Consider the following 15,441-nt stretch of genomic DNA (forward strand, 5'->3'; position numbering starts at 1 on the left):
GATCCTTATCACGGTGAATCATGGTGCAGTATGCCACAGCTGACCAGGATGCCTGTCCAGTGAGAGACGGCACGGATATAATGCTGAAAAGACGTTTCCATAAGGACGGTTACATGCATTTTCCTACCATCGAGGACGTCGTCGGCAATACGCCGCTGGTGCGGCTCAAGCGTATCACAGCGGGCCGCAACAACACGCTGCTGGCCAAGCTGGAGGGTAACAACCCCGCCGGCTCCGTGAAGGATCGCCCAGCCTTGTCGATGCTCGAGCACGCCGAGGCTCGTGGTGAAATCGAGCCGGGGGACACCTTCATCGAGGCCACGTCGGGCAACACCGGGATTGCACTGGCCATGGCGGCGGCCATCAAGGGCTACAGGATGTTACTCATCATGCCGGAAAGTGCCTCCAGCGAGCGAAAGCATGCCATGGCGGCCTTCGGCGCCAAGCTGATTACCGTCAGCAAGGAGGGTGGTATGGAAGAGGCGCGTGACCTCGCCGAAGCGATGATCGCCCGGGGCGAGGGCAAGCCGCTCAATCAGTTCGCCAATGCCGACAACCCGCTGGCACATTATCTGGGCACCGGTCCTGAACTCTGGGAGCAGACCGGGGGTACAATTACCCATTTCGTCAGCTCCATGGGGACGACGGGAACCATCATGGGGGTGTCGCGCTACCTCAAGGAGCGCAACCCCAATATTCAGATCATAGGCCTACAACCGGAAGATGGTGCCAGTATTGCCGGTATCCGGCGCTGGCCCAAGGAGTACTTGCCGAGCATTTTCGATGCTTCACGCGTGGATCGAGTGCTTGATATCGGCCAATATGAGGCCGAGGAGCATATGCGCCGGCTGGCCAGGGAGGAGGGCATCCTGGCCGGTGTTTCGTCCGGCGGCGCCCTGGCGGGGGCGCTGCGTATCGCCGCGGAGGTTGAGGATGCGGTGATCGCCTTCGTCGTCTGTGACCGCGGCGATCGCTATCTCTCGACCGGCCTGTTTGCTCCGGAGGCTTGACGTGGCGATGCTTGGCAAGCGTCGGCCGGCGCGTCGACGCTCAGGTGTATCCGGGCTGCAGGGAGGTCACAGCGATTCCCCCGCACCGGCGATCGACTCCAGCGTGTCGGGGATCACGGTCCAGCGCCTGGCACACGATGGCCGTGGCGTGGCGCGCTCGGCCAGCGGCAAGACCCTGTTCATCGAGGGCGCGCTGCCCGGGGAACGTCTCGAGGTGGCGGTGCATCGTTCGCGCAAGCGCTTCGACGAGGCTCATGTTCGCGAGCTCCTCGAGGCCTCTCCCCAGCGTGTCGAGCCTCCCTGTCCCCACTATGCTCAGTGTGGCGGCTGTGATCTCCAGCATCTGGCCGTGACGTCCCAGCGGGAACATAAGCAGGCGGTTCTGGTCGACCTGCTGGCCCGGGAAGGCATCACCCTGCAGACACCACCGACTCTGCTGGCAGGCACAGCGACCGGCTATCGACGCCGTGCCCGGTTGGGTGTGAAAGTAGATGCCGAGGGGCGGGTTCACCTGGGTTTTCGTGTTCACCATGCCAGTCGCCTGGTGGATGTGGAGCGCTGCGTGGTTCTGGTGCCCTCTCTAGAGGCGTTGCTGGCACCGCTGCGCGAGTTGCTGGCCCAACTGGAAGCGCCGCGTCAGGTTGGCCATCTTGAGCTCCTCTCCGCCGATGATGTGACCGTGGTGGTGGTGCGTCAGCTGCGAGACAATCGTGCCGACCGCCTGCGCTGGCAGGCGTTTTCCTGTGAGCAGGGAGTGTCGGTGGGACGCCTCACCGGGCGAGACACACCAGCGTTCGAGTGGTTGGGAGATACCCCGGACCTCCTCTATCGGCTCCCCGGCGTCGGCGGTGATCTTGAGCTGCGCTTCGGTCCCGGCGACTTCCTTCAGATCAACGAGGCCGTCAATGCCCAACTGGTAGCCACGACGCGGGAGTGGCTGGCGCCAATGAATGGTGAACGGGTGCTCGATCTCTTCGCCGGGGTCGGCAACTTCAGCCTGCCATTGGCAACCGATGGGGCGCATGTCACCGCGGTGGAAGGCAGCTCGGCCATGGTCGAGCGGCTGATCGACAACGCCAGGATCAACGCACTGTCGGTTGAATCCCGGCGGGTCGACCTGGGCCAGGAGGACATGGTTGCCGGACTGCTGGAGAGCATCGAGCCCGACGCCGTCGTGCTCGACCCGCCCCGCGATGGTGCATCGTCTGTCTGTCGAGCCTTGGTGGAACGTCCGGTGGCCCGGCTGGTCTATGTAGCCTGTGATCCTGCTACTCTGGCTCGGGATGCGGCACGACTCGTGCATGGCGGTTATCGCCTTACCCGGGCGGCGGTAGCCGACATGTTCGTGCATACCTCGCATCTTGAATCTATTCTGCTGTTCGAGCACTGCGAACGGCAGCCACCATCGCAAGGAGTCTAGAGAGATGGTGAAAGTGCGCGACGACCAGCTCTTGACCGATGCAGGCGAAGTCGATATCGGTCACTGGCTTGCACGGCTGCAGGAAGATACCAAGCTGCGTGACCCGGCGGAAATGCAGCAGGCCTGCGAGCTTGCCCAGCGCCTGGCCCACCAGGCGGACCGACCCTACAAGGCATGGTTGCCTGAGGCATCCAGTTTCCGCATGGGTCTCGAGATGGCCGATATCCTCGGCCAGCTCAAGCTGGACCAGCCGGCACTGGAAGCCGCCGTGCTCTATCGCGCCGTACGAGAGGGGCTGCTCGCCGTCGAGGGGGTCACCAAGCGCTTCGGCAGTGAGGTGGCGGGGCTGATCGAAGGGGTGCTGCAGATGGCCGCAATCAGCCATGCCCAGACTCCAAGCCATGGCATGGTGCAGCACGACCAGCAAGACAACCTGCGCAAGATGCTGGTCAACATGATTGACGATGTGCGCGTGGCGTTGATCAAGATCGCCGAACGTACCTGTGCCCTGCGCCAGGTCAAGGATGCCCCTCGGGAGAAGCGCCTGCAGGTGGCACGCGAGGTGTTCGACATCTACGCCCCGCTGGCGCATCGTCTGGGTATCGGCCAGGTCAAGTGGGAGCTGGAGGACCTCTCCTTCCGCTACCTGCATGAGGATGACTACAAGGCCATTGCACGGCAGCTAGCTGAAAAGCGCCTGGATCGAGACCGCTATATCCATGAGGTGGTCGAGACACTGCAGGGCCTGCTCGAGTCCCAGGGAATCTCCCCCTGTGAGGTGGACGGCCGCGCCAAGCATATCTATTCGATCTGGCGGAAGATGAAACGCAAGCGAATCGACTTCTCCCAGGTCAATGACGTGCGTGCGGTGCGTCTCCTGGTGCCGGAGGTTGCCGACTGCTACACCGTGCTGGGGCTTGTACACTCCCGCTGGCGGCATGTGCCCAACGAGTTCGACGACTATATCGCCAATCCCAAGAAGAACGGCTACCAGTCGCTGCATACCGCGGTGTTCGGCCCCGAAAGCAAGGTGCTCGAAATACAGATCCGTACCTTCGCCATGCACGACGAAGCCGAGCTGGGGGTCTGCGCTCACTGGCGCTACAAGGGGCACGATACCGGTGGCAAGAGCTCCAGTTACGAGGAGAAGATCGCCTGGTTGCGGCAGGTACTCGAATGGCAGGAGGAAGTCGGCGACTTCAGCGACCTGCGCGAAGGCCTCTCCAGCGACGTGGCACCGGACCGCATCTACGTCTTCACGCCCGACGGCCACGTTATCGATCTGCCTCGCATTGCCACCCCCATCGATTTCGCCTACCGGGTGCATACCGAAGTGGGCCACCGCTGCCGTGGCGCCAAGGTCGACGGTCGCATCGTGCCGCTGACCTACAAGCTCAAGACCGGACAGCAGGTGGAAATCCTCACTGCCAGCAAGGGCGGTCCGAGTCGCGACTGGCTCAACCCCAGCCTGGGGTATGTGCGAACGTCCCGTGCCCGGGCCAAGATCCAGGCCTGGTTCAAACATCAGGCCCGCGACCAGAACCTTGATGAGGGCAAGGCGCTGTTCGAGCGGGAAATGAAGCGCCTGGACGTGGAGGACATGGATCTCGATACCCTGGCCCGCAAGGTCAACTACACCAGCACCGACGACATGTATGCCGCACTCGGTGCCGGCGACCTGCGAGTCGGCCAGGTGTTGCACCAGGCCCAGCAACTGTTCGGCGAGACCGACGACCAGGAGCAGCTTGATCGTCTGCTGGCCAAGCCGAGGCGTGATGCCGGAAAGGGTGGCAGCAGCGATATCACGGTGTTGGGGGTGGGCAATCTCAAGACCAGCATGGCCAATTGCTGCCACCCGGTACCCGGGGAGCCCATCGTCGGCTTTATCACCCAGGGGCGCGGCGTCACTGTGCATCGCCAGGACTGCCCCAATATCCTGCAACTGCGCGTCGACGAACCCCAGAGAGTTATCGAAGTGGAGTGGGGTGAGCGGGCTCGTACCCAGTACCCGGTGAATGTCGAGATACAGGCCTGGGATCGCTCCGGCCTGCTGCGCGATGTAACCGGCATCCTCAGCCACGACAAGGTCAATGTCCTCTCGGTCAATACGCTTACCGACACCCGTGACGGCATTGCCAGGATGCGAATTACCGTGGAAGTCGATGGCCTGGAAACCTTGGGTCGGCTCTTTTCCCGCATCCAGCAGCTTTCCAACGTCATCGAAGTCCAGCGCCTGCGCAGCGGAGCCAAGGGAGCGAAGAAGAGGGGAAAGAACTCATGAGCCAGAGGCGTTACGGCATCGACGACCTGCTCAAGCTGATGTCCGTGCTGCGCGACCCTGTCGAAGGCTGCCCCTGGGACATCAAGCAGGACTGGGACTCCATCGTGCCCCATACCCTGGAGGAGGCCTATGAGGTCGCAGACGCCATTGAGCGGCGTGCTTTCGACGAGCTTCCCGGTGAACTCGGCGACCTGCTGTTCCAGGTGGTCTACTACAGTCGGTTCGGAGCGGAGGAAGAGCGCTTCGACTTTCATGACGTGGTGCACACCCTCACCGACAAGATGCTTCGCCGTCATCCCCATGTCTTTCCCGACGGCACCCTGGCTTCCCGTCGCCCGCCAGGTGTCAGCGGCGACCAGGTCGAGGCGCGCCAGACTGAACTTGAAAACGTAAGCAGCCGCTGGGAAAGTCTCAAGGCCGAGGAGCGTGCCGAGCGCGCTACCGCCCGGGCGGCCGCCTCGGTACGAGATAACGCCGTGGCTTCGTTATTAGATGATATTCCACGGACGCTGCCGGCGCTGTCACGGGCCGCCAAGCTGTCGAAGCGTGCCGCCCGGGTGGGTTTCGACTGGCCCGATGCTCGTGGCGTGATCGCCAAGATTCACGAGGAGCTCGAGGAGGTCGAGGAGGCGTTGGCCGAGAATGACACCGTCCATGCGGTCGAAGAGGTGGGCGACCTGCTGTTCGCCGTGACCAACCTGGCGCGCACCCTCAAAGCCGACCCCGAGCGCTGCCTGCGTAAGACCAATGCCAAGTTCGAACGCCGCTTCCGCTACGTAGAAGCGGCGCTGAGCGCGCGGGGCGTAACCACATGGGATGTCGACTTGGATACCATGGAACATTACTGGCAGCAGGCCAAACAACACGATGCTCCCATTTCCGAACTGCCTTCAGGAGAACGCCGGCGATGAGCGACGATCTGCACGAATCACTGCGTGACAACGTACGCATACTGGGCGACAGCCTGGGCCGGACAATCGCCAATGACCTCGGCGAGGGTTTCGTCGATCGTATCGAGGCCATTCGTGGCTATGCCAAGAGCGGTCGTCAGGGCGATGTCCAGAGCAGCCGGGATCTCATCGAGTACCTGCGCAAGTTACCCGACCGCGACCTGCTTCCGGTGACCCGGGCCTTCAACCAGTTCCTCAATCTGGCCAATATCGCCGAGCAGCACTATCGCGCGCGTTATCGTCGTGTGGAAGATTATCGGCCAGGTAGCCAACCGATGTTGGGAGAGCTGCTGACGCGGGCGAGGGAAGCCGGCCATGCCCCGCGAAAGCTGGTCGAGAGCCTCGCTACCATGCGCGTCGAACTGGTGCTCACTGCTCACCCCACCGAAGTCATACGGCGTACGCTGATCCAGAAGTACGACGCCATCGATGAGTGTCTCTCGGTCATCGAATCCTCCAGTGATTACCCTGAGCGGGCCAGCCGCGCCCGGGGGCGGTTGGAGGAACTGATCAGCCAAGCCTGGCACACCGATGAGATTCGCCATGAGCGACCGACCCCGGTAGACGAAGCCAAGTGGGGCTTTGCGGTCATCGAGAACTCGCTGTGGCATGCGGTGCCGGCCTTCCATCGTGACCTGGATACACTGCTGCTGGAGACCGCCGGCGAGCGATTGCCCTTGGATGCGGCGCCCATCGTTTTCGCCTCCTGGATGGGCGGGGATCGTGACGGCAACCCCAACGTCACCTCACGAGTCACCCGCGAGGTACTCCTTCTGGGTCGCTGGATGGCGGCGGATCTCTATTGGCGCGACCTGGATCAGCTCAAGGCCGAGCTCTCCATGTGGAAGTCTAACAGTGCGCTGCGAGCGGAGGTGGGCGGCGTGGCAGAGCCCTATCGCGAGCTGATCAAGCGCCTGTTGACCCGGGTGGAGGCGACTCGCGAGTGGGCCAAGTCAGAGCTCGATGGGCGCAGCTTCGAGGGCGGCCCCATCATCGAGAACAGCGATCAGCTCTATGCACCGCTGCTCACCTGCTATCGCTCGCTTTGCGATGTGGGCCTGGATACCATCGCCAACGGAGCGCTGCTGGATACGCTACGGCGTGTCGCCATCTTCGGTGTCACCCTGACCAAGTTGGATATCCGTCAGGAGGCGAGCCGCCACTGCATGGTAATGGAAGAGCTCACCGAGACGCTGGAACTGGGCCGTTACCAAGACTGGAGCGAGGAGCAGCGCCAGGCCTTCCTGCTGGCGGAACTGGAGTCGCGGCGGCCACTGATTCCACGACGCTGGGAGTGTTCGGCAGAGACACGTGAGGTGCTCGACACTTTCCGGGTCATCGCCAACGAGCAATCCGAGGCGCTGGGTACCTACATCATCTCCATGGCGGCGCAGCCCTCCGATGTGCTCACCGTGGCGTTGTTGATGAAGGAGGTGGGTGGTGAGGTTTCGCTGCCAATCGCGCCGTTGTTCGAGACGCTTGACGACCTCAACCGCGCTGGCGATGTCATCGATCGCCTGCTGGCGCTGCCGGGCTATCGGGCACTTGCCGGCAAAACCCAAGAAGTCATGATCGGTTACTCGGATTCGGCCAAGGATGCCGGCCAGCTGGCGGCTGCCTGGGCCCAGTACCGGGCACAGGAGCGGCTGGTCGAGGTGTGCCGGAGCCACGCTGTCTCCCTCACCCTGTTCCATGGCCGTGGCGGGGCCGTAGGTCGTGGTGGCGGACCGGCGCATGCCGCCATCCTCTCCCAGCCCCCGGGGTCGGTAAACGGCAGCCTTCGCGTGACCGAGCAAGGAGAGATGATTCGTTTCAAGTTCGGCCAGCCAGACATCGCCCTGCGTTCCATGGAGATCTATGCCTGCGCAGTACTCGAAGCGACCCTGTTGCCGCCGCCTTCGCCGGAACCACACTGGCGTGAAGAGATGGATCGTCTGGCTGGAATCGCCCACCGAGGCTATGTCAGCGTGGTGCGCGAAAACCCTGATTTCGTCCCCTACTTCCGTGCGGTGACACCGGAAGGCGCGCTGGGTCGACTGCCGCTGGGCTCGCGCCCCACCAAGAGGCGGCAGGACGGCGGCGTGGAAACCTTGCGCGCGATCCCCTGGATCTTCGCCTGGACCCAGATTCGCCTGATGCTGCCTGCATGGCTGGGGAGCGGCGAGGCGTTCTGCACCCGCCTCGAGGAGCAGGGCGGCCTCGAGACGTTGCGCGAAATGCGCGACCAGTGGCCCTTCTTCGGTACCTACCTGGACATGCTCGAGATGCTGCTGGCCAAGGCCGATGTGTCTATCGCCAGCTATTACGAGAGACGCCTGGTGGACGAGCCGACGCTGAAGGCACTGGGCGAGGATCTGCGAGGACGCTTCACTCGTCTACATGACGTGCTCTTGACGATCCTCGATCAGGGGCAGTTGCTGGAGCAGACACCATTGATTCGCCAAGCCATTGCCGTGCGCAATCCCTATATCGACCCGCTGCATGGCCTGCAGGCAGAGCTGCTGCAGCGAAACCGCGATGCCGATGGTGCCATCAGTGGCGAACTCACCCGGGCCCTGATGGTGACCATGGCGGGTATCGCCGCGGGCCTGCGTAACACCGGCTGATTCTTCATCGGCCACGCCAGAAACGACTTCGCCCGGCCAATAGGCCGGGCGATAGGGTTCGATAGCGTGCCTGAGCGCAGGCAGGCTTCCTGCGAAAAGTTGACGAGCGATAGCCAGACAAGGCAAAAATCGACGAAAAGACGGAGTTTACGGGGGTGTAAATGAGTACTTTGAGCCGGTTTTTAACGCAGTATGGCTGAGCGCAGGCACTTTTTCGTACGAAGCCTAGAAGGGGTAGTGGATCGAGGCCGTAATCAGGTTCAAATGGGCCATGCTTGGGGCATCGAACTCTTCGAATTCCAGACGGCTGACCAGGCGGTTATGCCGTAAGCGGGCGCCGAATCCCTGTACCCGGGTGGTGCCGGCGGTGGCGAACAGCCATTCGTCGCTGCGCGTTACCGGGTCGCCTTCCCACTCGGTGAAGCCGGATTTGGCATAGAGCCCCAGTTGTCCGAAGCGGACACCGGCCACCAGGCTGCCGCCCAGGGTGGTCGTGTTGAGGATCATGGGCCGGTCGCCCAGGTGGGTTGGCACTTCATCGCTCTCACGGTAGCTGAGTTCGGCACCCAGATCGAGACGCGGCATGTTCACCGGTGAGAAGCCAGCCGTCAGGCGAAACCCGGAAGTATAGCCATCCGGTGTCTCGAGGCCACGTCCCTCCACCACCAAACCGTTGTCAAGATACATCAGGTCGCTGGATTTTCCGGCATAGGACGGCGCCCCATCAGCCGCCACGAACGGAGATACAAGGAAAAACAGCTTGGCTACAAGCGCGGCAGCTATCGGTAAACCCGATTTCATGATCCCTGACCTTTGGCAGGTGGTCTTTGCTCTGCTGCTCGGACCCTGCCCAACGATAGAGTTAGCACTCACAGGTTAGCAGGCTCTGCGTGGTTCTGCCAAAGGGGGGCAGCGAAGGGAACTCATGGCCCGGCGAGGGCGGCATCGAGCGCCACAAGAACGGGAGAGGCGATGCGGTGGTGTATGGCCGCGGCCAGTAATGGCCCGAGAATCGCCTCTCGCTCGGTGGGACGCCCGGCCAGGACGTCCTGGAGCATGGAGGCGCGGTTATTGGCGGTACCCGTCACCACCTGCCAGACCAGCGCCTGCCAGCCCGCTTCCGGGGCGGGGATCTCCTCGGCTGCCATGATGGCGGAGACCTCTTCGATGACCTGATTCACCATCGGCCGGAAAGGGCGGTCACGCAGTTGGCCGTTTCGTATGCGGTACCGGGCCGTCAGCGGGTTGATGGCGGCATTGATCGCCAGCTTGTGCCAAAGCCGAATGCGGATATCGTCAACTGCCCTGGTTTGTAGACCGGTGTTGGTGAGGACGGTGGCTAGTGTCCGGCAAAGCTCGGGGTAACGGTTGTCGAGGTCACCGACATAGGTCTGGCCATGGCCCGCATGCACCACGCTCGTATCGCCGGCCAGCCACGCTCCCTCGGTGGTGCAAGCACAGAGTACCGGCCCGGTGTGGCGCAGGCTCAGTGTCGGTTGGACCTGGTAGCCGTTCTGCCACAGCACCATTGGGGTTGTCGGTGGCAGTTGGGCGGCCACGCTGGCATAGGCGGCTTCGGTAGCATAAGCCTTGGTCATCAGGTGCAGAAAGGCGGGCGCGAGTGACGGTAGTCGGCGGCTATCGGCCATGGTCAGGCGGCAGGTTAGCCGCTCGCCTTCCGGGGTGGTCAAGGTTTGCTCATCGGGGATCGACCGGCGGCCGGCAAGCACCACCGGCTGAGTGCCGGCCAGGTGGAGTGCCAGCAGCCGGCCCATAGCTCCGGGTCCCACGATCAGGTGTGAAGCGGTCGACATACCTTGCCCCTTCCTTCAGGAGTTGGTTTTAGGAGACTACCATGGCCCTGGCAAAGTAAATGTCTTCACGGCCGGTTTTCAGCGGGTGTGTCGTCTGCGAGTGGGTGCGGCTCGGCTCCTGCTGCGGCGGGTCTTGCCGCTGCCCTTGCCTCGGCGCGGAGAGGCTGCCGGCCCCGTCTCACCCTGAGCATCCGCCATGGCGCTGCGCAGCCGTCCGGTATCGGCGCTGGCCAGTAGCGCTTGCAGGTCAGCGACCAGCGAGGCCATGAAGGGGGCGGGGTCGGCGTCCTGCTCGGCGATGGCGCCCAGCCGCTGTTCCCACAGTGCGGTGCGCTCGGGGCGGGAGGCCGCTTCGGGTAGCGAGGCGATCAGGCCGCTGCCCAGCCGCGTGGCGCGCAGCGCCTTGTTGCGACGTACCAGATAGCCTCGTTCCAGCAGCGTCTCGATGATGCCGGCACGGGTCGCTTCGGTGCCCAGACCGTCGTGTTCGCGCAGCGTGCGCCGAACGGCCGGGTCGTCCACGTAGCGGGCGATGTTCGTCATCGCCTTGATCAGGCTGGCATCGGTAAAGGGATCCGGAGGGCGGGTTTCACGATCCTCGACCTCGCAGCCCGTTACCCGGCAGGCTTCGCCTTCGCTGAGCGGTGGCAGAGGCGGCGCTTCATCGCGGGTGGTGAACAGCGGCTTCCAGCCGGGCTGCAGCAGTACCTGCCCGCTGGCCCTGAAGCGCTCGTCGAGAATCACGAACTCGGCCTTTACCTCGCGGGTTTCCAGGGCGGGGTAGAACTGTGCCAGAACATTGCGGGCAATCAGCCGGAAGACATCGGCCTCGGCCTTCTCCAGGCGTGCCAGGTCCGCCGGCTTTCCGGTGGGCGCCAGGGCGTGGTGGGCGCCCACCTTCTTGTCGTTCCAGGCTTTGGAGCGCAGCGTGAAGTCCGCCCCGGCAAACCACTGCTGCAGCGTGGCGTCACTGTGACAGGCGCTCTCCAGGGTGCGGCGTGCCTGGGCAAGATGATCCTCGGGCAGATAGCGACAGTCGGAGCGCGGGTAGGTGATCAGCTTGTGGCGCTCGTAGAGTCGCTGGCAGATGTCGAGCACCGCCTTGGCCGAGAGTCCGAAGCGACGGGCGGCGTCCACCTGCAGCGCCGAGAGCGAATAGGGCAGCGGGGCAGCCTGTTGCTTCTGGCGAGTGTCGAGGGAGGCCAGGCGACCCTCGGCGCCGGGCAGGCGAGCGGCCAGATCCTGGGCGGGGGCGCGCTCGAGCAGTCGTCCCTGATCATCAAGCCGGTGGGTCTCGCCAGGCTGCCACCAGGCGCGTAGCTGGCCGCCTGAGATGGCGAGGTCGGCCCACAGCACATGGAAAGGGTAGGGGACGAAGTCGCGGATTTCGGCGTCGCGTCGGACCACGAGCCCGAGCACCGGCGTCTGCACACGACCGACGGAGAGCACCCCGTCATGTCCAGCCTGTCGTCCGTTCAGAGTCCAGGCGCGAGTGAGGTTGATACCGTACAGCCAGTCGGCCCTGGCCCGGGACTCGGCGGCGCGATAAAGCGCATGATAGCGGCTGTTATCCTCCATCCGGGCCAGAGAACGCTCTACCGCCGGGCGGTTGAGGTCGCTGACCAGCAGCCGCGATACCGGGCCCTTCCAACCCAGGTGCTCGATGACTTCCTGCACCAGCAGTTGCCCCTCCCGGTCGGGATCTCCCGCATGCACCACCTCGCGCGCGCCCTTGAGCAGACGACGGATCACCGCCAGCTGGCCCCGTGCCTTGGGCCGTGGCGTGAGCTTCCAGCGCTGGGGCAGGATCGGCAGGTGGTCCAGCCGCCACTGCTTGTAGGCGGGATCGTAGGCGTCGGGCGGCGCCTGCTCCAGCAGGTGCCCCAGGCACCAGGTGACCACGGTATCGCCAACATGCAGGGCGCCGTCTTCACGTCGTGCGCTTCCCGGCAGGGCGTCGGCGATGGCCCGGGCGAGGCTGGGTTTTTCAGCAATGATCAGTCGCATGTCGGCGCCACAGGAATTCAAGATATGGACATTCTTACAGTAAAAAGTGCCGTTCGCCAGATGTCACCCTGCATTCTCGTTGTACAATTCCTGTATCATTGATTGGCTGTTTCACGGTTACCTGAAGGGGGAGCGGCAATATGCGTGAACGTGGAAGAACGCGGCGCCTGCTGGGACTTGGTGCCCGCACAGGTGGCGCCGTGATTCGCACGCGCCTCGGCGGCCAGGCCGACTGGCGTGCGCTGGGTGAAGCGCTGTTCGAGGGGCTCTCCGAGCTGAAGGGGCCAGCGATGAAGCTGGCTCAAATCATGGCGCAGTGGGACGACCTGCTGCCGCCGGATCTCGTCGACGAACTGGCGCGCCTTCAGCGTCAGGCCGAGCCCATGCCGTGGGAGGGTATACGGCGTACTCTGGTCGAGCAGTACGGTGAGTTGGACGCCCACTTCCGCGAGATCGAGCCGCGCCCCTTCGCCAGCGCCTCCATGGGGCAGGTGCACCGGGCAGTCACCCACGACGGTGAGTCGCTGGTGCTCAAGGTCCAGTACCCTGGGCTGCCCGAGATCCTCGAGGGCGATCTTGCACAGGTGCGGCGAATCATGCGTCTTGGACGCTGGCTCAAGGTGCCCCAGGCTCGGCTCGATGCGCTGTTCGAGGAACTCGCCGCCAGCCTGCGCAGTGAGCTGGACTACCAGGCCGAGGCTCGTGCTCTGGCGCGCTACCGGCAGCGCTATGCGCATCTCGACGGCCTGGTGATTCCTGAACCGTTGCCCAACCTGTCCGGTCCCCGGGTGTTGGCCATGCGCCATGTGACCGGCACGCCCCTGCGTGAGCTGGAGGCCGGAGACGACGCCACGCGCCAGCGCATCGCCACGACGCTGGCCGATTGGCTCACCGAAGAGCTGTTCACCCACGGTGAGCTGCATGCTGATCCCCATGCCGGCAACTTTGCCGCCGACGACCAGGGGCGGTTGGTGATCTATGACCTTGGGGCGGTGATACCGGTGGCGGATGCTCACCTGAAGGCGATGATGGCACTGCTCGATGCCGCGCTGGTGAATGACCCCATGGCCATGGACGACGCCCTGCGACAACTCGGTGGACGCCAGGGGCAGGGAGCGCCGCTGGCGCTGTACCGAGAGGCCGCCGAGGCGGTGGCCCCGCTGTTTCAGCCGGGCGTGCAGGACTTTGCCGACGTGCGGATGCATCGCCGGCTGCGCGAGCTCAGCCCCAAGGTATGGGCCGCCATGGACCGCCTGCAGCCGCCGGCCGACATTCTGCTGCTGTCACGCACCCTCAATGGCCACTACTGGAACCTGGTGCGCCTCGGGGCCAGGCTCGACATGCATGCCCGCATCCAGCCGCTGTGCGAGTGGGCGAAGGGCTGAGGGAAATGGCCAGTACCCCGGTGTCGAGGACATGCATTAGCAAACCACATGCAACGGCGCTTCCCTGTTAGAATATGCGGCTTTCGGGATTGGCGGAGACTGCGATGCTGGCAGTATGGGTGGAACAGCTTCTGGGCTTTGCCTCGGGGGCGCTGACGGCGATTCGTGAGGACGAGCAGTATCCGGCCTTTATGGCCTGGGCACGTGAAGAGGGTGCCGTCCTGATGGGCGGTGACCTGCCCATGGCCCAGGCATTGGCTCCCGAGCTGTGGTGTCAGACCCCGCTCGAACGTGCCGACTTTGCCTGTGAGCCCTTGGCGCGACCGGGGCGCAATGAGCCCTGCTGGTGCGATTCCGGTCGCAAGACCAAGCACTGCTGCGGGGCGGTGGCGATGCCTGCCGAGGTTCCGGATCATCTGATGTGGATGCTGTCGCTGCGCGACTGGAAGGGGGCGACTCTCAAGGCCGCCTTGGATAGCGGGCGTGCGCCTGCCCAGGCCCTGCTGGAGGCCGGCCTGATCGCCGCTGAGACTGGTCAGCGTGGACGTGCCCAGCAGATCCTTGAGTCGCTGTTTCATCGCGGGGACTGGTCGCGGCTGCCGGTACAGGCCGAGCCGGCCTTCGAACTGCTGATCGACCTCTATCAGGAGCGTGGCTTCAATCGCAAGCGCGCCGACCTGCTCGACGAGGTGCTCGATCGAGGCCCGCTTTTCCTTCGTGGTGTGGCACTGGAACGTCTCTGCCTGATGCACCTGGACAGCGACGACCTGGACAGCGCACGAGAGGCATTCGTGCGCGCCCAGCAAGCGCTTCCCGACTCGCCCACCCTGGCCTATATCGAAGCCATGCTGCTGCTTCACGAAGGGCATGAGCAGGAGGCCGCGGAGCGTGCACGCTTCTGGTTCCGCCGCCTGGAGCGTCAGGGCGACCTGGAACCCGACCAGCTTCAATTCCTGGCCGACCTGGCCGAAAATCCCGGCGCCACCCTGGCCGATCAGTTGCTCAACGCCGAGGAGGACCTGGCGGAACCCCTGGCGGCGTTGCAGGCGCTGTTGGCTGAATTGTCGCCGGCACCGGGGCTGGATATCCGTCACAGCGACGAAGGCGAGCTGGAATACCACAGCAGCGCCCGGGAAGACACGCTCTTCGCCGCCTGGCAGGTGCATTTCGAAGTGGCCGTAGATGAGGAGAGCGCGCTGGGTTTCGAGGGCGACCCCTGGGGCGAAGCCGGTACCTGGTTGCACCAGCTCTGCGCTAACCCCGAATGGCTCGACTCACCCCGTGTCGTTCAGTCCCTGGCGCTGGCACTGACCAGTCGCTTCGGCAGCCTGCCATGGATGTCGCCGAGCCTGTTCGAGCCACTAGCCGACCGGCTGGAACGCTGGCTCGAACGCATTCGTGGCGAGGGTGACGGCCCCTTCCTGTGGGACAGTGCCGACAATGCGGTGCTGCTGCGGACCGGCCTGGCACTGGTGGTTGGCATGGAGCGCGGCGCCCGGGAGCGCTCGCGCCGACTGGCTGAGCGTCTGCTGACGCTGGACGACCAGGACAGCCTGGGGCTGCAGGAGCTGGTCCTTGATCAGCTCCTGCGCGAAGGGCGCGACCGGGAAGCGCTGGAGATGACCGAGATGCGGCGCGAAGAGGCGCCGGTGCTAGGCATGCTTATGGGCCGAGCGCTGGCCCTCTATCGCCTCTCGCAGGAGGTAGCGGCTGAAGATGTGCTGCAGGAGGTGGCCAGTCACAATACCCATGCTCTGGCCATGCTCTGCGCCGAGAATCCCCGCCCCGTACCCACCGCACAGGATGGCGTGGCCGAACCGGGTACCCGTGCCGAGGCCTGGCAGTACCGCACCCTGATGCGCGACCAGTGGCGCACCACCCCAGGCGCCCTGTCCTGGTTACAGGCCCATCTCTCCCGTTGATCTGAACTGCCTGCTCAGGCAGGCCATGCATGTAGTGTGGCTGGGA

At 64.2% G+C, this 15,441-nt stretch carries 10 protein-coding genes; 7 read left to right on the forward strand and 3 right to left on the reverse strand.

Features of this window, described 5'->3' with window-relative positions:
• Window positions 1–113 precede the first annotated feature (113 nt).
• The 5 genes from cysM to ppc are packed head-to-tail and all read left to right on the forward strand — an operon-like array spanning window position 114 to window position 8,267.
• Entirely contained in the window at window positions 114–1,010 is an 897-nt protein-coding gene (gene cysM / locus DU490_RS08680) for a cysteine synthase CysM (protein WP_114573922.1), read from the forward strand.
• A gap of 1 nt (window position 1,011) precedes the next feature.
• A complete protein-coding gene (locus DU490_RS08685) occupies window positions 1,012–2,430 on the forward strand; it encodes a TRAM domain-containing protein (RefSeq protein WP_114573923.1) in 1,419 nt (472 codons plus the stop codon).
• A 4-nt stretch (window positions 2,431–2,434) separates the two neighbouring features.
• Complete coding sequence (gene relA, locus DU490_RS08690) at window positions 2,435–4,711, forward strand: GTP diphosphokinase (RefSeq protein WP_114573924.1); 2,277 nt, start codon at window positions 2,435–2,437, stop codon at window positions 4,709–4,711.
• The gene (gene mazG, locus DU490_RS08695) at window positions 4,708–5,622 is read left to right on the forward strand and encodes a nucleoside triphosphate pyrophosphohydrolase (RefSeq protein WP_114573925.1); all 915 of its coding nucleotides are present in this window, start codon (window positions 4,708–4,710) and stop codon (window positions 5,620–5,622) included. Before relA ends, mazG begins: the two co-directional genes overlap by 4 nt.
• Complete coding sequence (gene ppc, locus DU490_RS08700; protein ID WP_114573926.1) at window positions 5,619–8,267, forward strand: phosphoenolpyruvate carboxylase; 2,649 nt, start codon at window positions 5,619–5,621, stop codon at window positions 8,265–8,267. The genes mazG and ppc overlap by 4 nt, the downstream gene beginning before the upstream one ends.
• A 225-nt stretch (window positions 8,268–8,492) precedes the next feature.
• On the opposite strand, the gene DU490_RS08705 is transcribed toward ppc, so the two are convergent.
• The 3 genes from DU490_RS08705 to DU490_RS08715 form a co-directional block, all read right to left on the reverse strand.
• Complete coding sequence (locus DU490_RS08705) at window positions 8,493–9,068, reverse strand: hypothetical protein (protein WP_114573927.1); 576 nt, start codon at window positions 9,066–9,068, stop codon at window positions 8,493–8,495.
• Window positions 9,069–9,190: 122 nt separating this feature from the next.
• Window positions 9,191–10,081: a ketopantoate reductase family protein gene (locus tag DU490_RS08710; protein WP_114573928.1), complete on the reverse strand. Its 891-nt coding sequence runs from the start codon at window positions 10,079–10,081 to the stop codon at window positions 9,191–9,193.
• A 78-nt stretch (window positions 10,082–10,159) separates the two neighbouring features.
• On the reverse strand, window positions 10,160–12,088 hold the full coding sequence (locus DU490_RS08715) for a DNA topoisomerase III (RefSeq protein WP_114573929.1): 1,929 nt from the start codon (window positions 12,086–12,088) through the stop codon (window positions 10,160–10,162).
• 140 nt (window positions 12,089–12,228) lie between these two features.
• Between DU490_RS08715 and DU490_RS08720 the strand changes: the two genes are divergently transcribed.
• Window positions 12,229–13,473, forward strand: a complete 1,245-nt coding sequence (locus DU490_RS08720) for an AarF/ABC1/UbiB kinase family protein (protein WP_114573930.1) — start codon at window positions 12,229–12,231, stop codon at window positions 13,471–13,473.
• 104 nt (window positions 13,474–13,577) lie between these two features.
• Window positions 13,578–15,395 carry an SEC-C domain-containing protein gene (locus tag DU490_RS08725; RefSeq protein ID WP_114573931.1) on the forward strand — a complete coding sequence of 606 codons (1,818 nt, stop codon included), beginning with the start codon at window positions 13,578–13,580 and terminating at the stop codon, window positions 15,393–15,395.
• Window positions 15,396–15,441 lie beyond the last annotated feature (46 nt).

The organism is Halomonas sp. DQ26W (assembly GCF_003339685.1).
Lineage (GTDB): Bacteria > Pseudomonadota > Gammaproteobacteria > Pseudomonadales > Halomonadaceae > Halomonas.

Excerpts from the sequence above, each read along its gene's own strand:
- cysM (WP_114573922.1), top strand. The coding sequence starts at position 114 with ATGCATTTTCCTACCATCGAGGACGTCGTCGGCAATACGCCGCTGGTG.
- relA (WP_114573924.1), top strand. The coding sequence starts at position 2,435 with ATGGTGAAAGTGCGCGACGACCAGCTCTTGACCGATGCAGGCGAAGTC.
- mazG (WP_114573925.1), top strand. The coding sequence starts at position 4,708 with ATGAGCCAGAGGCGTTACGGCATCGACGACCTGCTCAAGCTGATGTCC.
- ppc (WP_114573926.1), top strand. The coding sequence starts at position 5,619 with ATGAGCGACGATCTGCACGAATCACTGCGTGACAACGTACGCATACTG.
- DU490_RS08705 (WP_114573927.1), bottom strand. The coding sequence starts at position 9,068 with ATGAAATCGGGTTTACCGATAGCTGCCGCGCTTGTAGCCAAGCTGTTT.
- DU490_RS08710 (WP_114573928.1), bottom strand. The coding sequence starts at position 10,081 with ATGTCGACCGCTTCACACCTGATCGTGGGACCCGGAGCTATGGGCCGG.
- DU490_RS08715 (WP_114573929.1), bottom strand. The coding sequence starts at position 12,088 with ATGCGACTGATCATTGCTGAAAAACCCAGCCTCGCCCGGGCCATCGCC.
- DU490_RS08720 (WP_114573930.1), top strand. The coding sequence starts at position 12,229 with ATGCGTGAACGTGGAAGAACGCGGCGCCTGCTGGGACTTGGTGCCCGC.
- DU490_RS08725 (WP_114573931.1), top strand. The coding sequence starts at position 13,578 with ATGCTGGCAGTATGGGTGGAACAGCTTCTGGGCTTTGCCTCGGGGGCG.